The sequence below is a fragment of the Agrobacterium sp. CG160-95 genome (assembly GCF_053521725.1).
Genome location: NZ_JBNWDU010000001.1, coordinates 409,164 through 432,565 on the forward strand (window position 1 = coordinate 409,164; position 23,402 = coordinate 432,565).

Annotated in this window: 23 protein-coding genes; 9 read left to right on the forward strand and 14 right to left on the reverse strand. The window is 59.3% G+C overall.

The window, feature by feature from the left end:
* The first annotated feature begins 1 nt into the window (after position 1).
* The 4 genes from ACQZ63_RS02060 (at position 2) to ACQZ63_RS02075 (ending at position 2,937) form a co-directional block, all read left to right on the forward strand.
* Positions 2 to 637, forward strand: a complete 636-nt coding sequence (locus ACQZ63_RS02060; protein ID WP_003512289.1) for a YfbR-like 5'-deoxynucleotidase — start codon at positions 2 to 4, stop codon at positions 635 to 637.
* Positions 634 to 1,152 (forward strand): tyrosine phosphatase family protein, encoded by a 519-nt coding sequence (locus tag ACQZ63_RS02065; protein WP_019565367.1) that lies wholly within the window; start codon positions 634 to 636, stop codon positions 1,150 to 1,152. The genes ACQZ63_RS02060 and ACQZ63_RS02065 overlap by 4 nt, the downstream gene beginning before the upstream one ends.
* Positions 1,153 to 1,231: 79 nt before the next feature.
* A complete protein-coding gene (locus ACQZ63_RS02070; protein ID WP_019565366.1) occupies positions 1,232 to 2,053 on the forward strand; it encodes a mechanosensitive ion channel family protein in 822 nt (273 codons plus the stop codon).
* Positions 2,054 to 2,253: 200 nt separating this feature from the next.
* Entirely contained in the window at positions 2,254 to 2,937 is a 684-nt protein-coding gene (locus ACQZ63_RS02075; RefSeq protein WP_112154976.1) for a metal-binding protein ZinT, read from the forward strand.
* 117 nt (positions 2,938 to 3,054) lie between these two features.
* On the opposite strand, the gene ACQZ63_RS02080 is transcribed toward ACQZ63_RS02075, so the two are convergent.
* The 3 genes from ACQZ63_RS02080 to ACQZ63_RS02090 form a co-directional block, all read right to left on the reverse strand.
* Positions 3,055 to 3,873 carry an ABC transporter permease gene (locus tag ACQZ63_RS02080; RefSeq protein ID WP_003512280.1) on the reverse strand — a complete coding sequence of 273 codons (819 nt, stop codon included), beginning with the start codon at positions 3,871 to 3,873 and terminating at the stop codon, positions 3,055 to 3,057.
* A complete protein-coding gene (locus ACQZ63_RS02085; protein WP_003512279.1) occupies positions 3,870 to 4,658 on the reverse strand; it encodes an ABC transporter ATP-binding protein in 789 nt (262 codons plus the stop codon). Before ACQZ63_RS02085 ends, ACQZ63_RS02080 begins: the two co-directional genes overlap by 4 nt.
* Before the next feature lie 88 nt (positions 4,659 to 4,746).
* Positions 4,747 to 5,790 (reverse strand): ABC transporter substrate-binding protein, encoded by a 1,044-nt coding sequence (locus tag ACQZ63_RS02090; RefSeq protein ID WP_065704825.1) that lies wholly within the window; start codon positions 5,788 to 5,790, stop codon positions 4,747 to 4,749.
* 292 nt (positions 5,791 to 6,082) lie between these two features.
* On the opposite strand from ACQZ63_RS02090, the gene ACQZ63_RS02095 reads away from it, so the two are divergent.
* The 4 genes from ACQZ63_RS02095 (at position 6,083) to ACQZ63_RS02110 (ending at position 12,143) form a co-directional block, all read left to right on the forward strand.
* On the forward strand, positions 6,083 to 7,636 hold the full coding sequence (locus ACQZ63_RS02095; protein WP_113556027.1) for a VOC family protein: 1,554 nt from the start codon (positions 6,083 to 6,085) through the stop codon (positions 7,634 to 7,636).
* Between the two features lie 241 nt (positions 7,637 to 7,877).
* A complete protein-coding gene (locus tag ACQZ63_RS02100) occupies positions 7,878 to 10,649 on the forward strand; it encodes a DUF2339 domain-containing protein (RefSeq protein ID WP_162763627.1) in 2,772 nt (923 codons plus the stop codon).
* Entirely contained in the window at positions 10,646 to 11,290 is a 645-nt protein-coding gene (locus tag ACQZ63_RS02105) for an HD domain-containing protein (protein WP_019565360.1), read from the forward strand. The genes ACQZ63_RS02100 and ACQZ63_RS02105 overlap by 4 nt, the downstream gene beginning before the upstream one ends.
* A 10-nt stretch (positions 11,291 to 11,300) precedes the next feature.
* Complete coding sequence (locus ACQZ63_RS02110; RefSeq protein WP_013635801.1) at positions 11,301 to 12,143, forward strand: MOSC domain-containing protein; 843 nt, start codon at positions 11,301 to 11,303, stop codon at positions 12,141 to 12,143.
* Positions 12,144 to 12,174: 31 nt separating this feature from the next.
* Here ACQZ63_RS02110 and ACQZ63_RS02115 read toward each other — a convergent pair whose 3' ends face one another.
* Entirely contained in the window at positions 12,175 to 12,909 is a 735-nt protein-coding gene (locus ACQZ63_RS02115; RefSeq protein WP_113555895.1) for a class I SAM-dependent methyltransferase, read from the reverse strand.
* Between the two features lie 176 nt (positions 12,910 to 13,085).
* Here ACQZ63_RS02115 and ACQZ63_RS02120 point away from each other — a divergent pair, with 176 nt between their 5' ends.
* A complete protein-coding gene (locus ACQZ63_RS02120; RefSeq protein ID WP_112155699.1) occupies positions 13,086 to 14,300 on the forward strand; it encodes an MFS transporter in 1,215 nt (404 codons plus the stop codon).
* 2 nt (positions 14,301 to 14,302) lie between these two features.
* Here ACQZ63_RS02120 and recO read toward each other — a convergent pair whose 3' ends face one another.
* The 10 genes from recO to ACQZ63_RS02170 all read right to left on the reverse strand — a co-directional run bounded on the left by recO (position 14,303) and on the right by ACQZ63_RS02170 (position 23,280).
* Positions 14,303 to 15,067, reverse strand: coding sequence for a DNA repair protein RecO (gene recO / locus ACQZ63_RS02125; RefSeq protein ID WP_025592903.1), 765 nt, complete (start codon positions 15,065 to 15,067; stop codon positions 14,303 to 14,305).
* Between the two features lie 56 nt (positions 15,068 to 15,123).
* Positions 15,124 to 15,501 carry a response regulator gene (locus ACQZ63_RS02130; RefSeq protein ID WP_025592901.1) on the reverse strand — a complete coding sequence of 126 codons (378 nt, stop codon included), beginning with the start codon at positions 15,499 to 15,501 and terminating at the stop codon, positions 15,124 to 15,126.
* A gap of 136 nt (positions 15,502 to 15,637) precedes the next feature.
* Positions 15,638 to 16,390 (reverse strand): Crp/Fnr family transcriptional regulator, encoded by a 753-nt coding sequence (locus ACQZ63_RS02135; RefSeq protein WP_003512249.1) that lies wholly within the window; start codon positions 16,388 to 16,390, stop codon positions 15,638 to 15,640.
* 182 nt (positions 16,391 to 16,572) lie between these two features.
* Entirely contained in the window at positions 16,573 to 17,523 is a 951-nt protein-coding gene (gene era / locus ACQZ63_RS02140; RefSeq protein WP_162633689.1) for a GTPase Era, read from the reverse strand.
* Positions 17,524 to 17,606: 83 nt separating this feature from the next.
* Positions 17,607 to 18,320, reverse strand: coding sequence for a ribonuclease III (gene rnc / locus ACQZ63_RS02145; RefSeq protein WP_003512245.1), 714 nt, complete (start codon positions 18,318 to 18,320; stop codon positions 17,607 to 17,609).
* The gene (lepB, locus tag ACQZ63_RS02150) at positions 18,317 to 19,063 is read right to left on the reverse strand and encodes a signal peptidase I (protein WP_003512243.1); all 747 of its coding nucleotides are present in this window, start codon (positions 19,061 to 19,063) and stop codon (positions 18,317 to 18,319) included. The genes rnc and lepB overlap by 4 nt, the downstream gene beginning before the upstream one ends.
* 211 nt (positions 19,064 to 19,274) lie before the next feature.
* The gene (acpS, locus tag ACQZ63_RS02155; protein WP_003512241.1) at positions 19,275 to 19,679 is read right to left on the reverse strand and encodes a holo-ACP synthase; all 405 of its coding nucleotides are present in this window, start codon (positions 19,677 to 19,679) and stop codon (positions 19,275 to 19,277) included.
* Positions 19,676 to 20,254, reverse strand: a complete 579-nt coding sequence (locus ACQZ63_RS02160; RefSeq protein WP_065661184.1) for a DUF2062 domain-containing protein — start codon at positions 20,252 to 20,254, stop codon at positions 19,676 to 19,678. The genes acpS and ACQZ63_RS02160 overlap by 4 nt, the downstream gene beginning before the upstream one ends.
* Positions 20,255 to 20,701: 447 nt before the next feature.
* Positions 20,702 to 20,848 carry a hypothetical protein gene (locus ACQZ63_RS02165; RefSeq protein ID WP_003496944.1) on the reverse strand — a complete coding sequence of 49 codons (147 nt, stop codon included), beginning with the start codon at positions 20,846 to 20,848 and terminating at the stop codon, positions 20,702 to 20,704.
* Positions 20,849 to 21,045: 197 nt separating this feature from the next.
* Complete coding sequence (locus ACQZ63_RS02170; RefSeq protein WP_003512236.1) at positions 21,046 to 23,280, reverse strand: RelA/SpoT family protein; 2,235 nt, start codon at positions 23,278 to 23,280, stop codon at positions 21,046 to 21,048.
* Positions 23,281 to 23,402: the final 122 nt, after the last annotated feature.

Here is a 23,402-nt window from a genome sequence, read left to right on the forward strand (position 1 = left end):
CGTGGCGCCCGCTAAAAGTCCGCGCGCCTGGCAGCGCATGCTTTCTGGACGGCGGCTCGACCTGCTCGACCCCTCACCGCTCGACGTAGAAATCGCCGATATCGCCCATGGTCTTGCCCGCGTCGCCCGCTGGAACGGCCAGACGCGCGGCGATCACGCCTTCTCCGTCGCCCAACATAGCCTCATCGTCGAAAACATTTTCTGCCGCATATGTGCGAATGCGACGCCCGACGATATGCAGATGGCGCTTTTGCACGACGCCCCGGAATATGTCATCGGCGACATGATCTCGCCGTTCAAATCCGTGGTCGGCGGCGGTTATAAAACCGTGGAGAAAAGGCTGGAAGCGGCCGTGCATCTGCGCTTTGGCCTGCCGCCGCATGCCTCGCGCGAGCTGAAAGACCGCATCAAGAAAGCCGATACGGTTGCCGCCTTTTTCGAGGCGACGGAGCTTGCCGGTTTTTCCATTGCCGAGGCACAGAAATTCTTCGGCCTGCCGCGCGGCATCACCCGCGATATGTTCGACATTATCCCGCTTCCCTCGACCGAGGCGCAGAAGCGGTTCGTTGAACGCTTCGAGGCGATCGAGGCGATGCGCGTGGTCAAAACCGGCAACGCGGCTGGAGGAGTTAAATGACTTCTATCGTCGTATCGCCGCTGTCGCGGATCGCGGAAATGGCCGTGAAGCACAAAGCCCGTGAAATGGTGACGCTGATCGCAAAGGAGCAGACCTTTCACCGCCCGGCGGTGATCTCAGCCGAAAGGCACCTGACCCTTGCGATGAACGACATCAGCTTCAAGGGCACCGGCGATCTCATCGCGCCAGACGATGCGCATGTGCTGCGGCTGATCGATTTCGCCCGCGAATGGGACCAGTCCGCACCGCTTCTCATCCATTGCTGGATGGGCGTGTCGCGCTCTCCTGCCGCAGCCGTCATTGCAGCACTCAGCCTTTATCCGGATCAGGACGAGATGGCGCTTGCGCTCAGCCTGCGCACCGCCTCACCTTACGCCACCCCCAATGCCCGCATCATCGCAATCGGGGACCGGTTGCTTGGGCGGGATGGCAGGCTGGTGGCGGCAATCAAGACGATCGGCAGGGGCGCGGATACGGACGGCAACGTACCCTTCGTGCTGCCTCTCTCCAACTGACGGCTCCGTTTTTGGCGGAACCCCTGCGGCATCCAGTCGTTACCAAAGTAGAACAGCAATAAGAATCACGGGATAATTCATGGAACAACAGGCAACGGATATCATCGTCGCATCGCAGGCAGCGGTACGGCAGGCGAGCACGCTGGCGGTGCAATATTCCTTTTCGATCATCGGTGCGCTGCTGCTTCTGATCATCGGCTGGCTGGCCGCGACTTTCCTGCAGCGCTGGGCTTTTCAGGGCCTGTCCCGCATCCGCGGCTTCGATGCGACGCTTGCCGGTTTCTTCGCAGGTGCCATCCGTTACGTGGTGCTTATTCTGGTGCTGGTCATGGTGCTTGGCCAGTTTGGTGTACAGACGGCCTCCATTCTTGCGGCACTCGGCGCTGCCGGCCTCGCCATCGGCCTGGCGCTTCAGGGCACATTGCAGAACATCGCCGCCGGCATCATGCTTCTGGTGCTGCGTCCCTTCCGGGTTGGCGAATATATCGAGACTGGCGCCGTGAGCGGCACGGTGATCGAAATCGGCCTATTTGCGACCGAGCTTAAAACCAGCGATGGGCTTTACCGCCTTGCGCCAAATTCCACCCTGTGGAACGTGCCAATCACCAATTACAGCCGCTTTCCCTCACGCCGCCACGAATTGAGCCTGACGGTTAAGAGCGACGAGGATCTGGCTGCGGCACAGGACATGCTGATGCGTGTGGTGCGCTCGGAAAGCCGGGTACTGCTGGACCCCGCCCCGGTTACCTTCGTCGATTCGGTCAGCGCCGACAGCGCCACGGTGAAATTGCGCTACTGGGCGCGCAGCGACAATTACTTCGCAACCACGCGTGACGTGACGAAGGCAATGAAGCTCGCTTTCGATGAGCGCAAGGCGGAATTAACCGCACAAACCGCGTGAATTGAGAGCGTCCCAGCCGCTCCCTTCTCCATACGACTTTTTCCCATATGAAAGCCGGCCCTGAGCCGGCTTTCACCATTTTTCCCGCAAGGGTGGCGGCAGGCGCTCTTGCGTCTGGCGAAGGACGTGTTTATACGACCTATGCGTAATGTTATTACATAACTTACCCTTCGATTTATAACCACATAAGGGCCAGAAGAATGCAAAAAACCATCACCCGCGTCACCGGCGCGCTTGCAATCGGTTCCATGCTGCTGATGACAGCCCCGGCACTGGCGGCCGGAAAAGACAAGACGTCCACCGCGCATAGTCACAGCCACGACCACAGCCATGGCCAGACCGAAGCCGAGAAACAGATCTACAAGGGTTACTTCGAGGATGCGCAGGTGAAGCCACGCATGCTTTCAGACTGGGAAGGTGACTGGCAGTCAGTCTATCCCTATCTGCTGAACGGTTCTCTCGATGGGATCATGGCGGAGAAGGCAGCCCACGGCGACAAGACAGCAGCCGAATATCGTGCCTATTACGAAATTGGCTACAAAACGGATGTCAATCGCATCACCATCAAGGGCGACAACGTGGCGTTTTATAAGGAGGGCAAACCAACGCAAGGCACTTATGTCAGCGACGGCCAGGAAATCCTGACCTACAAGAAGGGTAATCGCGGCGTGCGGTACATCTTCAAAAAGACCGGCGGCGATGCGGATGCACCGCAATTCATTCAGTTCAGCGATCACACCATCGCGCCTAAAAAAGCCGGCCATTACCACCTCTACTGGGGCAATGACCGCAGGGCGCTTCTGGACGAGGTGACCAATTGGCCAACCTATTATCCGTTCCAGATGGATGGCCCTGAGATCGTCGAGGAAATGGCGGCGCATTAAGACCGCACTCTTCCTGGTTTTCCGCAGCCTGTGGTTAAACCTTGAATTGTCACGATTTCGCCTTCCCCCCAGTGGGGAGAAGGCAACCAATGCGAGTTGATGCGGCCCTTTCCCCGCTCACTGCCCCATGGTCGAGCGATGCGCCCAGCCGGTCATGCGCTTTTCGAGCCAGGCCATGATCGCATACATGACGATACCTTCCACGGCGAGCATCAACAGACCGGCAAAGACCAGTGGGACGTTGAACTGGCTTTGCGCCGAACTCATCATATTACCGAGGCCATAATTGGAGGCGACGGTTTCCGATACGACCGAGCCGACGAAGGCGAGCGTGATGGCGATTTTCAGCGAGCCGAAGAAGTAAGGCATGGAGCGCGGAATGCCGACCTTCAGCATGATATCCATCTTCCTGGCGCCAAGTGCGCGCAGCACGTCCTCCGTTTCCGGCTCGATGGTGGCCAAACCGGTCGCGACGTTGACGACGATAGGGAAGAAGGAAATCAGGAACGCAGTCAGAACCGCAGGAACAGTGCCGATGCCGAACCAGATGACGAGGATCGGCACCAGCGCCACTTTGGGGATGGCGTTAAAACCGATCATCAGCGGATAAAGCCCGGCATAGATGGTTTTCGACCAGCCGATAAAGAGGCCGATGGCGAGACCCGCCGCGACGGCGATCGCAAAACCGAGCGTGGTGGTATAGAGCGTCTGCAGTGAGTTCTTCCAGATCGGCGACCAATATTGCACGATGGCCTGCCCCACACGCACGGGCGACGGCAGAATGGTTGGCGGCATTTTCAACGCGTAGACCAGCAGCTCCCACATTGCAAACAGCGCCAGCGTATAGAGCCAGGGGGCGGCCTTCACCCAGTTGACCCGGGCGATCAGCGGTTTCGACGGCGCGGTTGCCATGCTGCTTTCCACAAACGCACTCATGCCGCCACCCTCGCCTGCGCTATCTCGCCATGCAGTTCCTGCACCATGTCGTTGAAACCCTTGTCATACATGATATCCAGCTGGCGCGGTCGCGCAAAAGGCACGCGGTGTTCCGCCAGCACGCGGCCCGGCCTTGCACTCATCACGAAAATCTTGTCGGCGAGAAAGGTCGCTTCGCGCAGGTCATGCGTCACCAGAATGATGGTAACCCGCTGCGCCGTATGCAGATCGCGGATGACACACCACAGTTCCTCGCGGGTGAAGGCGTCGAGCGCGCCGAAGGGCTCATCCAGCATGAGAAGGTCCGGCTCGTGGATCAATGCGCGGCAGAGATTGGCGCGCTGCTGCATGCCGCCGGAAAGCTGCCAGGGGAATTTCGAGCCGAAGCCTTTGAGGCCGACGATTTCCAGCAGGCGTTCGGCTTTGGCGACATATTCGGCCTTATGCGCGCGCAGACGCCGGCGGTGTTTCTCAACGATCTCCAGCGGCAGCAGGATATTTTCGAGCGTCGTGCGCCAGGGCAGCATCGTCGGGTTCTGAAACGCCATGCCGACAATGGAAACCGGTTCCGTGACCTGCCGCCCGGCCACGATGACATTGCCCTTTTGCGGAATGTGCAGCCCCGTTACCAGCTTCATCAGGGTCGACTTGCCGCAGCCCGACGGGCCGACGACAGCAGCGAATTCCCCCTTGTCGACCGTCAGGTTGAGGCCGGATACAGCCAGCGTTCCGGCCGCCCCGCCGTAACGCATGTCGACATTGTCTATTTCCACGAGATGTGACATCGCAGTCCCCTTTTCAGCCCCCCATGCTATTTAAAAATTGCAAACCGCCCGGACCGGCAAGCGATCCGGGCGGTCGCCGTGACATCAATCAGGGAAGCATGCGCTCTTCCTTGGGCGGCAGGTAAGCCGCGTCGAAGACCTGCTCTGCCTTGACGTTGCCTTTCAGACCCATGGAAACTTTCAGGGTCTCGAGGGAGGCAGCAAGCCGGGCCGGATCGACGCCGCCCATGCCATTTTCCACCACATAGGGCGTCTTGATGTTCATGCTGTTGGCCATGTTGAGGCGTTCCAGCTCAATCGCGCTGTCGAGCGTCTCGTTACGCTTGAGCACGGCCGCCACACCCTCTTCAGGGGTCTTGACGGAATCGGCGAAGCCCTTGGCCAGCGCCTTGAGGAAACCCTTGACGGCATCAGGGTTTTTCTCAGCAAAATCAGTGTTTACCAGCACGGCATTGCCATAAAGATTCAAACCATGCTCTGCCATCAGGATGGTCGAGATATCATCATCGGCAATGCCCTGTTTTTTCAGATTGAGGATCACCGAAAAGGCAAAACCGAAGACGCCGTCGACATCGCCCTTGGCGAGCATTGGCTCACGCACCGGAAAGCCGATCGATTCGATCTTTATCTTGCTGTCATCCAGCCCCGCGACCTGCTTGAAGGCTGGCCATTGCGCAAAAGCGCCATCCGGCGGTGGCGCGCCGAGCTTCTTGCCTTCCAGCGACTTCGGGTCGCCAGTCACACCAAGCGACTTGCGGCCGACGACGGCAAATGTCGGGCGTTCATAGACCATGTAAACGGCCTTGACCTTCTGGCTCGGATCCTCATCGAGGAACTTGATCACCGAATTGATGTCGCCGAAACCCATCTGGTAAGCGCCGGTTGCCACGCGCGGAATAGCCTCCACCGAGCCGTTGCCGCTGTCGATCGTCACGTCGAGGCCTTCGGCCTTGAAGTATCCCTTGTCCAGCGCCAGGAGGAAACCTGCGGCAGGTCCCTCGAATTTCCAGTCGAGCGTGAATTTCACCGGCGTTTCGGCATGGGCGCTCGTTACCGGCAGCGACAGCCCGGCAGCGGCACCGACTGCAGCAATGGCCAGAGCTCTCGACAACAACCTACGCGTTAATATCATCTGTTCCCCCTGATGGTTATGGTTGGATTGGTTGCATAAGACCCAATTCCAGCCATCAAGGCAAGATAAAATTGCATACAAAATAGCCGTTATTCTGTATGCTTATTTTAAAGGCATTCCTGGTCAGCCGGCGGGCAAAAAGCCCGATTTTTGCCCATCCCGCATGCAACGAAGCGACAGCAATATCGTTCACGCAGCGAACACAGCGTTCTCACTTGCCGGGGTTGCGGATCAGGCGCAGCGTGGGACAAATAGGGCCACAAACAGCAGGCAAAACGGCGGGGACGGCAAGATGAATTCTGCACTGGGCATACACCACATCACGATGATCACCCGGAAGGTGCAGGCGAATGTCGATTTTTACGCCGGCTTTCTGGGCTTAAGGCTCGTCAAACGCACTGCCGGTTTTGAAGATGCCATGCAGCTTCACCTGCTTTACGGCGATGGAAACGCCTCGCCCGGCTCGCTTTTGACCTTCCTCGTCTGGGAAGACGGTGGGCAGGGCCGCGTGGGTTATGGCCAGACGCTGGAAGTTTCACTGGCGATCGACCCTGCCAGCATTGGTTTCTGGCTGACGCGCGCGCTGAAATTCGGCATCCGCGCGGAGGGCCCATCCGACGAATTCGGGACCCCTGTCATCCGGTTGAAAGACCCTGACGGCCTGATCGTCAAGCTGGTCGGCACGAACGCCTTCGCCGATGCCACGCCGCATGTGACAAACGACATCCCTGCAGAAGACGCCATTCGCCGGATTTATGGCGCGACGATGCTGAGCGAGGTGCCGGAAGAAACCGTGGCGTTCCTTACAAGATATTTCGGCTACCGGCAGGAAAGCCAGACAGGCGCGATCCGCCGGCTCATATCGCAAAGCAGCGACATCATCGACGTGCGCGACGCGACCGGCTTCTGGTCCAGCGCCCCGGGCACCGGCACTGTTGACCACATCGCTTTCCGCGCGAAGGATCTGGACGAGTTGAACGCGGTTCTGGCCGAGCTGAAATCGCTGAATTCCAGCACCACGAATGCCCACGACCGGAAGTATTTCCACTCGCTTTATGTCCGCGAACCGGGCGGCGTGCTGATTGAAATGGCGACCGACGCTCCCGGCATGACCGTGGACGAGCCGCTGGAGGCACTCGGCGAAAATTTGTTCATCCCGCCACTCTTCATGAAGGACGAAGCGGATGTGCGCGTTGCGCTGCCGCAATTTTCGATGCCGGGCGAAGAACGTATCGTCTATCGCGACCTGCACTTCGTGCACCGCTTCTATACGCCCGAAAAGCCGGATGGCAGCACCATCATCCTGCTGCACGGTTCCGGCGGCAGTGAAACCAGCCTGATGCCGCTGGCGCACCGGGCTGCTCCGGGCGCCACGCTTCTCGGCGTGCGTGGCCGCAGCACGGAGGAAGACATCGCCCGCTGGTTCCGGCGTCTGCCCGATTTCAGCTTCGACCAGAAGGATATCGTCTCGGAAGCGGAAGCCTTTGCCGCCTTCATTGACGGCGCCATTCGGTCCTATGGTCTGGATCGTTCGAAGCTGCGCTTCATCGGCCATTCCAACGGCGCAAATTTCTATGCGGCCTTTGCGGCACTCTACCCGGAGCTTGCCGGGGATGCGCTGCTTTATCGCCCGTTGCCGATTCTCGATAGATGGCCGGAAAGTGATCTTACCGGACGCAACTTCCTGCTCGTAGCCGGAGAACGCGACAAATATCGCGACAGAGCGGCAGATGTGCAAGGCAGGCTTGTGGCCGGCGGCGCGCGGGCAGAAGTGCAAATGATCAATGACGGTCACGATCTTGGGTTTGCCGATATCGAAGCGGCACGGCACTGGCTTGCGGCGTGACATCTGACGATAGTACGTTGCCTCGTGGTTTAGTCTCCCCCGCCGGCCAGAAAGCCACGGCAGCGGTATAAGGGGCAAAGGCCGCGAGATTGGGCAACGTTTTCCCCTCATCCGACCCTTCGGGCCACCGTCTCCCCGGCGGGCAGAAGAAACAAACGGCAACCTCCCGCATCCCTCAACCAAGCCTTGCATAAATTCGCCAAAACGGCTTTAAAAACAGCTTAGTAATTGGAGAGTCTGTTTGGAAATCCCGTTTCTCATCCTCGCCGTCATCGCAGCCTTCATCTATACGCTGCTCGCAAGCATTCGCAATTCAAGCCGCATCAAGTCGCTGGAGCGTGAGGTTCACGGCCTGAAGCGGCTGATGGCCACCGGGGCGGCCTCTCCTCTTGCCGCACAGGCGGAGGCGGATGCAGCCGCGGAAAACCCGGATTTCAGGGCGGAAGAAGAAGATCGGGCTTTGCCGGAAGACGAGTTCGTCGAAACGGAATATCCGTCCGAAACCGAAGTGGCCGCGGCCATGGCGCCGGCGGAGAACCTTGCCAGCGCGGAAGAGACAAGTGCGCTTTCCACTGAGGCCGCATCCGCGTCAGCCCCGAAGGAAAGCTTCGAAAGTCTGCTGGGCGCACGCTGGGCAGTGTGGGCAGGTGGGCTGGCGCTGGCGCTCGGCGGCATTTTCCTCATCAAATATTCGATCGAGTCTGGGCTCCTGAGCCCGGCCGTGCGGCTTTCGCTCGCCGCCATTTTCGGCCTCGGTCTCGGTCTTGCCGGCGAGGCGATCCGCCGCAGGGCCGTACCTGGTATCGCCACCACCTATTCCAACGCCATGATACCTGGCGTGCTGACGGCAGCAGGTGCACTGACGCTGTTCGGCGTTATCTATGCCGCCTACGGCATTTACGACTACATAAGCCCCACCACCGCTTTCATCCTGCTCGGGCTTGTCGCCTTCGCCACTATTGGCCTTTCACTTCTGCACGGGCAGGCGCTCGCCGGTCTTGGCCTTTTGGGTTCGATGCTGACGCCTGCGCTGATTTCCACTGAAACCCCGAATATCTGGGCGCTCTTCGTCTTCCTCACCATATCCTGGCTGGCGACGGCGGCGGCTGCGCGCAGGCAGCGCTGGACCGTGGCTCCCTCGCTTGCCAATGCCGGTCTCGGCCTCTGGGCGCTCGGCTATATCGCCATCGCCGACACGATCAGTGCTGCACCTCCGGTCCTTGCGCTGCTCGTCATGCTTGCGGGTACGATCTTCCTCTGGCCCGGACGCTATTTCGACGCAGCACCTGCCGAAACGGGAGAAACCGTAACTTCCGGGCGGCGCGCCGTTCGCGCCATGCGGCTTTTGCTGCGCCCGTCGCTTGCCATCAATCTCACCGTCTCAATGGCCGTGATCCTGCCGGCATTCAGCTTTCTCGTCATCGGCGCAGGCATCGACCTTCATCCGGCCGTGATTGTCTCAGCGCTCATCGCAGGGCTGGCTGCCCTTGGTGCTTCCCGCCGCAACGCGGTCTGGCCCGCCATTATCGCAGCACTTGGCGCGCAGGCTGCGGTCTCGGTGATGTCTCGCTCCGGGCTCGATTTCATCGGCATCATCAACGATACCTCGATTGCGCTGCCGCCGGTGCGAACCGGCTACATGGCTGAAATCGCCATGGCGCTTGGTCTTGGCGCCATTCTTTTGCTCTGCGGTTTTTCCTTCCTGAAACGCAAGGGCGCCGACGATCCGGATTTCGCCCAGCTCTGGGCGGGGATTGCAGCTCTCTTCCCGGTCTGGCTCGGAACCGCGAGCTTCGTCGAATATGGAAATCTCGGTCGTGACTGGCTGCATGCAGCCTATGGCCTCGGCCTCGGTTTCCTGCTGATCGCCGCTGCAGAATGGCTGCACCGACAAAACAACGAGGCTTATCGCAAGCCGCTCAACATCCTCGTGCTCGGCTCCTTTGCCGCATTCGCGCTAAGCCTGCACACGCTGACTGAGGGGCTTACGACAACCATACTGCTTTCCGTCATCGGTTTCGGTTATGTGCTGGCAACCCGCCAGCGCAACTGGGATGTGCTGCCCTGGGTCATGGCGATTGCAAGCGTCGCCGTTCTCGGCCGCATCGCCTGGGAGCCGACCATCGTCGGGCCGCAAAATCTTGGGCTCACGCCGGTCTTCAACGCGCTTCTGCCGGGTTACGGCATTCCGGCACTGCTCGCTATCGTCTCCGCCTGGATGCTGCGCGACTGGCCGGGCTTCCGGGCAAAGAACTTCCTGCAGGCCATCGCCAGCCTGATGGGCCTGCTGGCGGTCGCAATCCTCATCCGCCATGCGATGAATGGCGGCACACTGGACGAAAGCGTGCCGACGCTTGGCGAACAGTCGATCTATACGCTGCTGACCATCGGTTTTTCAGGCGTACTGATGACGCTCGATTTGAAGAGCCCCAGCCCCGTCTTCCGTTACGGCTCGATGATTGCAGGCGTTATCGCCGTCATCAACGTGCTGGTGATGCATTTCTTCACGCTGAACCCCTATTTCACCGGCGAAAATACCGGCCGCATCCCGTTCCTCAACCTGCTGCTGATCGGTTACCTGCTGCCGGCGCTTGCCTATGGCGGCCTTGCCTATTACGCACGCGGCAAGCGGCCTGCAGCCTATGTCAGCCTGCTGGCCGTGGCGGGTGCCGCACTCGGCTTTGCCTGGGCCACACTTTCGGTCCGCCGTTTCTGGCAGGGTGAAAACATTGCCAACTGGAAAGGCTTCCTGCAGGGCGAGACCTACAGCTACTCGGTGGTCTGGCTGTTGATCGGCGTATTGCTGCTCATCGTCGGTTCGCGCTTCAATGCCCGCAGCCTGCGTCTGGCATCCGCCGCCTTCGTGCTGATCTCCGTCGCCAAGGCATTCCTGATCGACATGAGCAATCTTGAGGGCGTGCTGCGGGCGCTGTCCTTCATCGGGCTTGGCGTCGTGCTGATCGGTATCGGTCTGTTCTATCAGAAAATCCTCACCCGGCAGCCGAAGACATGATCCCGGCTGAGGCTTTTGCGCCCTATGAGGCGCTTGCGCAGGACCTTATCCCGCATGCCGCCGATGCGGGCGACGGCTCGCACGATCTTGCCCATATCCACCGCGTCTTCCGCAACGCCATGCGCATCCATGCGGGCGAAGGCGGCGATGGCACGGTGCTTGCGGCCAGCGTGCTTTTGCACGATTGCGTGGCGGTGGAGAAGAACTCGCCGCTTCGCGCGCAGGCCTCACGCCTTGCGGCGGAAAAAGCCTCCGGCATTCTGGCCGGGCTTGGCTGGCGTCAGGCCGATATTGACGCCGCCGCGCATGCCATCACCACACATAGTTTTTCCGCCAATATCGAGCCGCAGACGCTGGAGGCAAAGATCCTTCAGGATGCCGACCGGCTGGACGCCATCGGCATGGTGGGTGCTGCGCGTTGCTTTTATATTGCCGGGCGCATGGGTTCGGCGCTCTACGACCCGGCCGATCCGCTGGCAAAGGACCGTCCGCTTGATGATCGCGCCTTCGCCATCGACCATTTCGAAACCAAGCTGTTCAAGCTTGCGGATGGTTTCCGCACCGAAACCGGGCGAGAACTGGCAAAGGCCCGCCATGAGCGGCTGAAACAGGTGCTGGACCTGTTTCTCGACGAAATCTGAGGAGACCTGAATGCGTGTGACCGAACTCAACATCTACCCGCTGAAAAGCGCGCGCGGCATTGTCCTCTCGAAAAGCGATGTTTCGGCGGAAGGCCTGCCTGGCGACCGGCGCGCCATGCTGACCGACCCTTCGGGCCACTTCATTACCCAGCGCGAATTGCCTGATATTGCCACGGTTCTGGCACAGCACGCGGATGGCGGCATGGTGCTTTCGCGGGAAGCAGGTGGCGAGATTTTCGCCAGGCCTTCCGGGCAGCGCATGGATGTCGCCGTGTGGAAATCGATCGTCAGCGCCAATATCGCCGATAGCGAAACCAACGACACATTGTCTGAGTGGCTTGGGCGCGAGGTGAAGCTGGTGTTCTTCGACGACATCGCAAAACGCATCGCGAGCCTCGAATGGACCGGCAACGAAACGCCCGTCACCTTTGCGGACGGTTACCAGATCCTCGTCACCACCACCGCTTCACTTGCAGCCCTTAACGACAATATGCGTGCAAATGGCGAGGACGCCGTCGGCATGGAGCGGTTCCGGCCCAATATCGTGCTGGAAACGGACGAGCCGTGGGCGGAGGATCGCTGGGCGGCGATCGAGATCGGCGGCATCCGTTTCGACCTCGTCAAGCCCTGCGCCCGCTGCATCATGACGACACAGGACCAAATAACCGGCTCCCGCGATGTACCCTCCCCCATGAAGGCCATGGGCCGCATCCGCATGTCCGGCGACCGGCGCGTACCCGGCCCGCTCTTCGGCTGGAATGTCACACCGCGCGGCGAAGGCAGGCTAGCTGTTGGCGATGTGGCAAAGGTAGTCGAGGAACGGCCGGACGGCTGGGCGATCAAGAGGCGTTAAGCTGCTGGGCGATGCATCTCACGATCTCGTATCAAGGCTTCTTCGCACCGACGATCAGGAAAATCGGACGGCGGTCTTCGTATTTCATCTCCGGCCGCTCCGCCAGCAGGGCGGGATCGGGCCTCGGTTCCGCGAGCCGCGTGATCGCAAAGCCTGAAGTCAGCAGGGCGTTGAGAATGCCTGACACCGTGCGGTGATATTTGACGACATCATCCGCCATCCAGTTGGAATGGCGCACGCCCTCGTTCTGATAGTTATCGAGCGGCCAGTGCAGTATTTCGCCATCTTCGCCGTAGAACCAGTCCTGTTTGTCCAGCGCCGTGAACACGGGATGCTCGATGGAAAAGACAAAGTCGCCGCCGGATTTCAACACGGAGAAAACTCTCGCGAATGCCGCATCGAGGTCGCGGACGTAGTGCAGAGCGAGTGAGCTCAGTACCAGATCGAAGCTCTCCGGCGCAAAATCGATGTCCTCGATCGCGGCGCGGCGATATTCGATGCCGGGGCCGCCGTTTATCTCGGCGGCGCGGCGCAGCATATTTTCCGACAGATCGACCCCGACGACATGCGCCGCGCCCTGCTCTACGGCATGGCGGCAATGCCAGCCAAAACCGCAACCGAGATCAAGAACTGTCTTGTCTTTCAGCGCTGGCAACATGGCGCGCAGCTCATGCCATTCGCCCGCCTGACGCAGTCCCTCCAGAGAGCGTGGCATGGCGCTGTAGCGCTCGAAAAACTGCGGGTCGTCGTAAATATTCTGCTTCATCGTTGCCTCACCTTGCCCGATGGCATTTCACCTGAGTGTCTCATCAATCGCACGAATAGTGCCGTCAAGAAAAGTTGCTAGTGGGGCAGCCTTGCAAAAGATAATATTCCTCTCATCAAAGGGGAATTTTGCGGCACAGCGTCCCACGAGGCGAGGCGCTGCATCGGGAGAGTTTCATGTCGCAAGCCACACGCCAAACCATGCCCTGGGCGATCATCGTCGCCGGGTCGCTGATCGCGGTCATGACCTTCGGGCCACGCTCGGCGATGGGCTTTTTCCAGCTACCCATGCTGGCCGATACCGGCTGGGACCGCTCCACCTTCGGACTTGCCATGGCGTTGCAGAACCTGTTCTGGGGTCTAGGCCAGCCATTCTTCGGCGCCATCGCCGATAAATTCGGCACCGGTCGTGTGCTCGTGCTTTCCGGCTTTCTCTATGCGGCTGGCCTCATCTGCATGTCCTTCGGCACTTCGCCCTTCTGGCTGCATTTCGGTGGTGGCGTGCTTGTCGGGCTTGGCATTGCAGCTGGTTCGTTCAGCGTCATTCTTTCGGCCTTCGCGCGGCATGTTACGCCGCAGCAACGCTCGCTTGCCTTCGGCATCGGCACCGCGGCGGGATCGGCGGGCATGTTCCTGTTTGCGCCAATCAGCCAGGGCCTGATTTCCACCTATGGCTGGTCGGACAGTCTCGTCTGGCTTGCCGTGATGATGATGCTGGTGCCACTGCTGGCCTATCCGATGCGTGGCAATTCCTCGTCCGGCAGCCAGTCACAGACGCAATTCAAGCAGACGGCAGGCGAGGCGCTAAGAGAAGCGCTGGGCCACAAGAGCTATCTGCTTTTGACCACCGGCTTTTTCGTCTGCGGTTTTCAGGTGGCCTTCATCACCGCGCATTTTCCGGCCTATCTCGGCGATATCGGCATCGAACCCCGCTATGCGGTCATCGCCATGGCGCTGATCGGCTTCTTTAACATCATCGGATCGCTGGCCGCCGGCGTCATCGCCCAGCGTTATTCGAAACCCTATCTGCTGGCCTATATCTATATCGCCCGCTCAATCGCCGTCACCGCCTTCCTGCTTCTGCCGCAGTCACCGCTTTCAGTCATCATCTTCGCGGCCGTGATGGGCATCCTGTGGCTTTCCACCGTGCCGCCGACCAATGCGCTGGTGGCGATCATGTTCGGCACGCGCCATCTCGGCATGCTGGGTGGCGTCGTATTCCTGTCGCATCAGATCGGCTCGTTCCTCGGTGTCTGGCTCGGCGGCTTCCTTTACGACAAGCTCGGCTCCTACGATCTCGTCTGGTGGCTCGGCGTCGGCATGGGTATTTTTGCGGCCATCGTGCATTGGCCTATTCAGGAACGACCCGCACCTCGGCCAGCAATGGCCTGAGGCTATACCGCCTTATCGAGCGCAGGCAGCACCGCCTTGCGCTCCAGTGCCTTCAACGCCGCCTGCACGAAACCGTCGCGGGCGGCGTTTTCATTGAGGCCGCGTGGATCATAGACATGGCGGTTGAGGAAATGGGCGGTCAGGCGAAAGGCTGCCGCGAGGCTGTCGCGATCGGCGGCCTTCGACTGACCTTCGCTCAGGAAAGCGGGAAGCGAAAGCATACGCGCCGCATAGGGCGCCCCCGCCGTACTACAGACCGCCCTGCCCGTTTTGGGCGATACATAGATGAGATCGGTGCGCAGGCCCGTTGCCGCGCATTCCGTGAGATCGAGACCGAAACCAAGATCGTTCAGCACCGCCAGCTCGAACCGTACGAACAATTCGCCTGCATCGACCGGATCATGGAGATTGTCGAGAATGACGTCGAGCGCCTGATAGAGATGCGGATGCGGGTCACGCTCCGGCAAAAGGCGCAGCAACGCGCCCATGGCCTGCACGCCATACACCGCGGTTGCCGTTTCCATCAGTTGCGCCGCCCGCAACTGCAAAGGCTCAATGCGGAATTCGCCGAGATGGTCGTCAAGCCGCGCCCGCCAGATCACATCCACCCGGTTTCCCGCCTGCAGCACCGGCTGCATGCTGCGGGAGCGCCCGCCGCGCACCATCCCCAGATGGCGGCCGCGCAAACGGGTCATCACCTCGGCGATGACGCTGGTCTCGCCATGACGCTTTACGCCGAGAATGATTGCCTCGTCCTGCCACTGCATGAAATCTGTCCGAATTCCGATTCAAGCCCGATCATAACCGATCTGACGGCGAAACGTTATTCTTTTACGGTGTCGCGCGCCGCAGCAACGAGCGTCGTCACGAAATCGGCGATTTCGTTTTCACCGAAAGGCTTGCCCAGCAGGGGCGCATGCACGAGATCTTCGGGAAAACCACTCGTGTCGCCATAACCGCTGACGAAACCGAAGGGAATTCCGTGATCGCGCAGGTGGCGGGCAAAATCGTAACTCTTGCCGTCGGAAAGGCTGACGTCGAGAAGCACGCAATCGGCGCCATCCCGCCCTAATGCGTCCTGTGCCTGCGCAAGTGTCGTCGCAATCGTGATGGTTTCAACGCCGATGGACTGGAGAACCGCCTCGACGTCAAGCGCCACCAGATATTCATCTTCAACGATGATGCAGCGTTGTGGCACCATGTTTCTTCTTCTTTCAACGTGAAGGGAACCAGACGGATTTGCGCCGCTGTCGCCAATGTGATTTTCAAGCGCCATGTCGACAGAGTTCGCAAATTACGGACCCAACGTCATTTAAAAAAGACATGTCGAAAAAAGATCAGATGAAGGGTCTTGGCCGCTTTTCATCGTTTTGCCAACCGGCAACATGGCTCAGTCCGGCATCGTCCAGCACCAGACAGCCCTTGTCCGTCCAGCGAATCAGACCGCGATCGACAAGCTTTCTCAAGGTCTTGTTGGTGTGGACGATGGAGAGGCCGAGCGTATCGGCAACGTGCTGCTGGGTCACCGGGATCGGCGTTTCGCCTTGCACGAGATTAACCGCCTTTGCCTTGCTGTAAAGGAACGCGATGAGATACGCGGCACGCTCGATCGCGGTGCGCCGGCCGATGCTGAGCAAGTGGTTGTCGAGCATGCGCTCCTCGCTTGCTGCAATCCACGTCAGGTCATAGGCAAGGGTCGGATGATCGGTGAAGAGGTTGTTGAGTCGCGAGCGCTCGAAGACACACAGTGTCACCGGCGACAGCGCCTCCACCGAATGCTGCATTTCCCCCATGACCGTGCCCTGCAGGCCAACGAGATCGCCTGGCATGACATAATTGAGGATCTGCCGCCTGCCGTCTTCCAGTGTTTTATAACGGAAAGCCCAGCCTTGAAGGACAGTGTAGAGATGGGCGCTGTGCGACCCTTCCATCAAAATGACGGAACCGCTTTCGACCGCCAGTTCCCCTGTCTTGAAACGGGAGACGAAATCCAGTTCGGAAGAGGAAAAGTCCCTGAAATGCGGCAGGTCGCGCAAGGGACAGTGCTGACACGGAGTTGTGGAAATTCCGTTCGGTTTTTTTGGCGACATGAATATCCATCATCGAAAAAAAGGTTGCGCCCAATCGTTTTGGAACAACCCACCCGAATGCATTCGGTTCCCGATAAAAGGTTGAAGATATTCAGAATGTTCGTTGTGTGCCGTTCCGTTTCCGGCCGGCACATCCACATTCCTGTGCCTGTCACAGGAATGTGGGAGGAACCGGATGTGCCTTATCCCCGCGGAAATTCCAGGCCCATTTCGCGGAAACGTTCGGGGTCGTCGCCCCAGTTTTCGCGAACCTTGACGAACAGGAAGAGGTGGACCGGCTGTTCGAGGATTTCAGACAGTTCCTTGCGCGAGGCGGTGGAGATCGCCTTGATCGCGTCGCCGTTCTTGCCGAGAGCGATCTTCTTCTGGCTGTCACGCTCGACATAGATCACCTGCTCGATGCGAACGGAGCCGTCCTTGCGTTCTTCCCACTTCTCAGTCTCAACATGCGAGGCGTAGGGAAGCTCCTGATGCAGACGCAGGAACAGCTTTTCGCGGGTGATTTCGGCGGCGAGCTGGCGCATCGGCAGATCGGAAATCTGGTCTTCCGGATAATACCACGGACCTTCCGGCAGGGTATCGACCAGATAATCCATCAGGTCTTCGCAGCCCGAACCGTTGGTGGCCGAAATCATGAAGGTCCGGTCGAAGGTCACGTGCTCATTGGCGGCGGCAGCAAGCTTCAGCAGGTCTTCGCGCTTCACCTGGTCGATTTTGTTAAGGCAGAGGATTTTCTTCTGCGGAACATCCTTCAGCCCCTCGAGAATCGCTTCCGCGTCACCCTTCAGGCCGCGTTCGCTGTCGATCAGCAGCAGGATGAGATCCGCATCCTTCGCTCCGCCCCAGGCCGAAGTGACCATGGCGCGGTCGAGCCTGCGGCGCGGCTTGAAGATGCCGGGCGTGTCCATAAAAACAATCTGCGCATTTTTGTGAATGGCGATGCCGCGCATAACGGCGCGCGTCGTCTGTACCTTGTGGCTGACGATCGAAACTTTTGCACCCACCAGCCTGTTGACCAGCGTCGACTTGCCGGCATTGGTCGGGCCGATGAGGGCCACAAAGCCGGAGCGGGTCGGAAGGGCGATGTCTTCGCCGGCATTGGCGGGGTTTTCGTGATCGGTCATGATATCCATTCAAGGTCTGAGGTATTCAACATGCGGCCACAAGGCTCGCCATGCGCTCGATTTTAGCGCCACTATCTTTCGGGCGCTCAGTTCTAGGTGGAGCTTTTCTGCCAGACGCCTTCGCGTTCCAGCAATCTGGTTGCTGCCACCTGTTCGGCTGCGCGCTTGGAACGCTCGACGCCGGTTTCCGGCTTTACGCCGGGAATTTCCACCGTCACGGTGAAGCTGGGATCGTGATCCGGTCCGGAGCGATCGTCAACCCGATAAGCGGGCGTAACCGCAAATCTGGCATGCGCCCATTCCTGCAATTCAGTCTTGGCATCGCGCCGTCCGGCATCCACGCGCGTTGCGCGGCCCTGCCAGTATTTCAGAATGAACTTGCGGGATGCTTCCAGACCACCATCCAGATAGAGAGTGGCGATCAGGCTTTCGACCACATCGGCGCGCACGTTCAGCATCGCCTTGCCGGTCAGCTTCTTCACATCCGATCCGGTGCGAATGAAATTATGCAGGCCCATTTCGTCGCCGATAGCGGCGCAGGATTCGGCGCTGACAAGCTGGTTGAGGCGAACCGAAAGCTCACCTTCGCTGGCGTTGCGGAAGGTGGAGAACAACAGCTCGGCAACACAAAGGCCGAGAACGCGGTCGCCCAAAAACTCCAGCCGCTCGTAATTGCCCGCCGCAGCGGAACGGGCACTCGCATGGGTCAAGGCCCGGTCGAGCCGGGCCTTTTCCTTGAATTCATATCCGATCAACGCTTCGAGACGGGAAATCTCCGCAATCGACAGCGGCTTGGTCTTGCTCATCCCACAACCTTGAAGAGACGGTCCCAGCGCATGTTGGACGGCCAGTCCCAAATGCGGCTGAACGGCGTGTCATTGCCCAGCGAGAAGAAGATGACACTGGCGCGGCCGATCAGGTTTTCTTCCGGCACGAAACCGACATCGAAACGGCTGTCGAGCGAGTTGTCGCGATTATCGCCCATCATGAAATAATGGCCTTCCGGCACCAGGAATTCGCGGGTGTTGTCGCCGCGCGAATCGGGCGACTGGTCGAGCGTGTCGAAGGTGACGCCATTATCGAGCGTTTCGCGGAACACCGGTACATTGGCGCCCGGATCGGCACGGTAATCGGAGGTGAAGGTGCCATCAGGCTGCTTCGGAACCGGCTGGCCGTTGATGAACAGCACGCCGTTCGTCACCTGGATGCGGTCACCCGGCAAGCCGACGAGACGCTTGATGTAATCAACTTCAGGATTGGGCGGCAGGCGGAAGACCACGACATCGCCACGCTTGGGCTTGCTGAATTCGAGGATACGGCCTGAAAACAGGTTCGGCGAAAAGGGCAGCGAATATTTCGAATAGCCGTAGGAGAACTTGTTGACGAAAAGATAGTCGCCTACCAGCAGCGTCGGCATCATCGAACCTGAAGGGATCGTGAAGGGCTGAAACAGCACGGTGCGGATGACCATGGCCAGCAGCAGCGCCTGAATGATGACCTTGACGTTTTCCCAGAGGGCGTTCTGCTTCTTTTCAGCTTTTTCGGACACTTAAAGACCTGCCTGATTGTTTACCGGTTCCTGCGATTTGACGGAGGCGTCCGGGCCGTTGTTGCTCGCGACTGCGGCGGGGTGAAGCAATTTTTCACGCAGCCAGCGACGCTTTCATATTTCTGCGACTTCTCTAGAACCTTTCCAGCCGGAAGGGAAGCGCTTCTGTCATACGCCTGCAAATAGGCCGCCAATGCGGCAGCCGCCGGTCTCAGTCGCTCACGGGAAGCGCCTCGATAATCACAAATGCCTGAGCGTAAGGGTAATCGTCCGTGATGGTCAGATGGATATTGGCGCGGTGACCGGCGGGCAGCATGGCCGCTAGCCTTTCTGCGGCACCGTTGGTGAGCGCCATGGTCGGCTTGCCGCCCGGCAGATTGACGACCCCCATGTCCTTCCAGAAAACGCCGTTCGCAAGGCCGGTTCCGAGCGCCTTTGAACAGGCTTCCTTGGCGGCGAAACGCTTGGCGTAGGATGCCGCGCGGTTCTTGCGGCCATCGGACTTGGCGCGCTCGATATCGGTGAAACAGCGGTGCGTGAAACGTTCACCGAAACGGGTGAGCGAATGTTCGACGCGGCGGATATCGATCAGGTCGCTGCCCAATCCAAGGATCATTTCAACATCTCCAGAGACGCGTTTTTATTGGCGGCGCGATGCGCGAGATTTTCCATCTTGCGGCGCTGGAAACCGCTGATGAGGCTGTAGACGGTGATATAGGCGATGACCGCGCTCACGGCCGCGGGCAGAAGCGCACCTACGGTCATGGGTTCCAGCACCGGCCTCCATATCTGCCGGAATTCGAGGTGGCTGAACAGCGCAACGAAATCCACATGCGCACCCCCCGCCTCCTTCTGTCGTCCGAGCAGGAAATGCCCGAGTTCCCAGGTGGACGCCCAGATGAAAGGAAATGTCAGGGGATTGGCGAAGGTGGTGCCGAGTGCTGCCGCGACGAGATTGACGCGCATGAGGAAACCGAGCGCCATGGCGATAATGATATGCACGCCGAGAAACGGTGTCCACGCCACGCCGATACCGAGCGCGACACCGGCGGCAATCGAATGCGGAGACGCAGACAACCGCAGGAGACGCAGCTTCATATAGCGCAGCGAACGGGTAAAACCCGTGCGCGGCCAAAAGAGGTCACGAATCTTCTCTGAAAAACCAACGGGTTCACGGCGGCGAAACGGCATGAGGCCAGTCTATTTCATCGCCCCGGCTGAGCCAAGAGCATCGTATACGACACGGGGATTTCTTTTGCAGGCATATTTTCCCCGTCATTCCGGCCTTTAGCTGGAATTCCACCCACGCCACGTGGCATCACCGAGTATACGAACCTTGCCGAACACTCTGACCTCATCCTCAGGCTTGTCCCGAGGATTTGCAAACGATTGATTGAATGCAAGGTTATCAGGATCCCTGGGACGAGCCAAGGATGACGTCGAGGAAACAAGCACCTCTCGCCGTCAAATTCGTTTCAAAAGTAGCGTGTCCTATCATTTGGACCGGACAGCGGTGAACGCCCGTTCGTAACGCGCATTCACACAGCCTTACGAGACACGAGTAGGAGCTGACCGATAACGGCCACCCACCTTCCAAGTCCTATACGCATGGCGAACGGCTGCCATGCGCTGAGTGCACTACCGGCGGAACAGGCCGCGGTCGATTTCGCGCTGGCGGAACTCAAGGTCGACATTCGAAACGGAGCCGCTGAGATATTCGAATTCGCGTTCCTGGGTCGTCTTGCCACGAACTGCACGGGCGATCTTGCGAAGCGGAGTAAACATGATTTCATGTCCTTTCAGTTTGGAAATGGCGTTTCTCATCGGGGTAGGACCACCGGCACGCCGCGTTTTCCGTTTTTCAATTTCTGAAAGGAAGATAGTCGCAAACCACATGCGCGACCAGAGACAGTAAAAGGCCGCTGCCATGCACTGAATGCATAACAGCGGCCTTTTGGAATGTGCGAATGATCAAAAATGCCTCAATCGAAGGCACGTTTGACAGTGGATACGCAATCGAGGTCTTTCAGCTGCGACAGCAGCTGGTTGAGTTGCCGCAAATCCCAGACTTCGACATCCAGTGCCAGTTCGGAGAAATCCGTGCCGATGCGGACCATATTCAGGGCGCGTATGTTGACATCCAGCGTCGCGATCGATTGCGCCACGGAGGCGAGCGTGCCGGGTTCGTTCAGCGCGTTGATCATCACCCGCGCCATGAAGCGCGACTTGTTCGCCTCATCAAGATCCCAGCGGACATCAATCCAGCGCTCTGGCTCATCGTCGAAACGCTGCAGCGCCGGCGCCTGAATGGGATAGATGGTGATGCCCTTGCCTTTTTCCATGATGCCGACGATGCGATCGCCCGGAACGGCGCCGGCGGCACCGAAATGCACATCGACATTGCCGGAAAGGCCACGGATGGGCAGCGGGTCCGGTCCATCGAGCATTTCGGCTGCGCCATCGTCTTCCAGAACGGAGCGCGACTTTCCGGGGATCTTGAAGACCATACCGGAAGCGCTGCGCATGTTGAACCAGCCGTCGTCGCCGGTCATCTTCACCGTCACGCGCTCGTCCTGATAATCCGGATAGACTGCACGCAGCACATCGAGCGAGGAGACCTCGCCGCGCCCGACGGCGGCGATAGCGTCTTCCACATCCTTCTGCGCCAGACGATGCAGCACAGGTTTCAGCGCGTCACGCGAGAAGGCCTTGCCGGCACGTTCGAAAGTGCGCTCCAGAATACGGTAACCGAGACCCGAATATTGCTTGCGAATGGCCATGCGCGTGGCGCGGCGGATGGCCGAGCGGGCTTTACCCGTCACCACCACCTCTTCCCATGCGGCGGGCGGAACCTGCACGCCGGAGCGGATGATCTCCACCTCGTCGCCATTGTTGAGCCGGGTCACAAGCGGCATGATCCGCCCGTTGATCTTGGCGCCAACTGTGGTGTCGCCGATATTGGTGTGCACCGCATAGGCGAAATCGATGGGCGTCGCGCCACGCGGCAGCGCAATCAGCTTGCCCTTGGGCGTGAAGCAGAACACCTGGTCCTGGAACAGTTCCAGCTTGGTGTGTTCGAGGAATTCTTCCGGGCTGTCGCCTTCTGCCAGCGATTCGATGGTGTGGCGCAGCCAGGAATAGGCGTTGCTCTCCGGCGAGAGCAGATCGCCCTCCCCGTTTTCGCCGTCCTTATAAAGCGCATGGGCGGCAATGCCGAATTCGGCGATTTCGTGCATGCGCTTGGTGCGCAGCTGCAACTCGATACGCTGGCGCGAAGGGCCAACGATCGTGGTGTGGATGGAACGATAGTCGTTCTGCTTCGGCGTGGAGATATAGTCCTTGAAGCGGCCGGGTACCACGCGCCAGCGGGTGTGGACAATGCCGAGCGCCCGGTAGCAGGAAGGAATATCGTCCACCAGAATGCGGAAGCCGTAGACGTCGGACAACTGCTCGAAAGAGAGCGATTTCGACTGCATCTTGCGGAACACCGAATAGGGCTTCTTCTGACGCCCCTTGACGCTGGCGCCGAGAAGGCCATTCGCCACGAGTAGCTCGCGCAATTCGTCCTCGATCTTCTTGATGAGCCCTTCGTTGCGCGTTTCCAGTTCCTGAAGGCGGTTGGTCACCGTCTCATAGGCTTCCGGATTGAGGTAACGGAAGGACAGGTCCTCCAGCTCGTCGCGCATGTCCTGCATGCCCATGCGGCCGGCCAGCGGCGCATAGATTTCCATGGTTTCTTCGGAAATGCGGCTGCGTTTGTCCGCCGGCATATATTCCATGGTGCGCATGTTGTGCAGGCGGTCGGCCAGCTTCACCAGAAGAACGCGCACGTCGTCGGAAATGGCAAGCAGCAGCTTGCGCAGGTTTTCGGCCTGCTTGGCCTTGCGCGTGACGAGATCGAGTTTCTTGAGCTTGGTCAGCCCCTCCACCAGTCTGCCGATATCCTCGCCGAACAGCTCGTCGATTTCAGCGCGGGTAGCGGTGGTATCCTCGATCGTATCGTGCAGCAGCGCCACCGCGATGGTCGATTCGTCGAGATGCATTTCCGTCAGGATGGCGGCAACTTCCAGCGGATGCGAGATATAGGGGTCGCCATTGGCCCGCTTTTGCTGGCCATGTTTCTGCATTGCATAAACATAGGCCTTGTTCAGCAGGGCCTCATTCGCATCCGGTTTATATTTTTGAACCCGCTCAACGAGTTCGTATTGCCGCATCATGCGATATTCCACAAAAAGAAAGCGCGCCAACCTTGGGGTCGGCGCACAATGCTGCATCAATAGGGATCAGATTATGACGGCAAATATTGACAGACGGTAACCACCGCCTGCCAATGGCGTCA

Coding starts and splice junctions, on each gene's coding strand:
- ACQZ63_RS02065 (WP_019565367.1), top strand. CDS start 634: ATGACTTCTATCGTCGTATCGCCGCTGTCGCGGATCGCGGAAATGGCC.
- ACQZ63_RS02070 (WP_019565366.1), top strand. CDS start 1,232: ATGGAACAACAGGCAACGGATATCATCGTCGCATCGCAGGCAGCGGTA.
- ACQZ63_RS02075 (WP_112154976.1), top strand. CDS start 2,254: ATGCAAAAAACCATCACCCGCGTCACCGGCGCGCTTGCAATCGGTTCC.
- ACQZ63_RS02080 (WP_003512280.1), bottom strand. CDS start 3,873: ATGAGTGCGTTTGTGGAAAGCAGCATGGCAACCGCGCCGTCGAAACCG.
- ACQZ63_RS02085 (WP_003512279.1), bottom strand. CDS start 4,658: ATGTCACATCTCGTGGAAATAGACAATGTCGACATGCGTTACGGCGGG.
- ACQZ63_RS02090 (WP_065704825.1), bottom strand. CDS start 5,790: ATGATATTAACGCGTAGGTTGTTGTCGAGAGCTCTGGCCATTGCTGCA.
- ACQZ63_RS02095 (WP_113556027.1), top strand. CDS start 6,083: ATGAATTCTGCACTGGGCATACACCACATCACGATGATCACCCGGAAG.
- ACQZ63_RS02105 (WP_019565360.1), top strand. CDS start 10,646: ATGATCCCGGCTGAGGCTTTTGCGCCCTATGAGGCGCTTGCGCAGGAC.
- ACQZ63_RS02110 (WP_013635801.1), top strand. CDS start 11,301: ATGCGTGTGACCGAACTCAACATCTACCCGCTGAAAAGCGCGCGCGGC.
- ACQZ63_RS02115 (WP_113555895.1), bottom strand. CDS start 12,909: ATGAAGCAGAATATTTACGACGACCCGCAGTTTTTCGAGCGCTACAGC.
- ACQZ63_RS02120 (WP_112155699.1), top strand. CDS start 13,086: ATGTCGCAAGCCACACGCCAAACCATGCCCTGGGCGATCATCGTCGCC.
- recO (WP_025592903.1), bottom strand. CDS start 15,067: ATGCAGTGGCAGGACGAGGCAATCATTCTCGGCGTAAAGCGTCATGGC.
- ACQZ63_RS02130 (WP_025592901.1), bottom strand. CDS start 15,501: ATGGTGCCACAACGCTGCATCATCGTTGAAGATGAATATCTGGTGGCG.
- ACQZ63_RS02135 (WP_003512249.1), bottom strand. CDS start 16,390: ATGTCGCCAAAAAAACCGAACGGAATTTCCACAACTCCGTGTCAGCAC.
- era (WP_162633689.1), bottom strand. CDS start 17,523: ATGGATATCATGACCGATCACGAAAACCCCGCCAATGCCGGCGAAGAC.
- rnc (WP_003512245.1), bottom strand. CDS start 18,320: ATGAGCAAGACCAAGCCGCTGTCGATTGCGGAGATTTCCCGTCTCGAA.
- acpS (WP_003512241.1), bottom strand. CDS start 19,679: ATGATCCTTGGATTGGGCAGCGACCTGATCGATATCCGCCGCGTCGAA.
- ACQZ63_RS02160 (WP_065661184.1), bottom strand. CDS start 20,254: ATGCCGTTTCGCCGCCGTGAACCCGTTGGTTTTTCAGAGAAGATTCGT.
- ACQZ63_RS02165 (WP_003496944.1), bottom strand. CDS start 20,848: ATGTTTACTCCGCTTCGCAAGATCGCCCGTGCAGTTCGTGGCAAGACG.
- ACQZ63_RS02170 (WP_003512236.1), bottom strand. CDS start 23,280: ATGATGCGGCAATACGAACTCGTTGAGCGGGTTCAAAAATATAAACCG.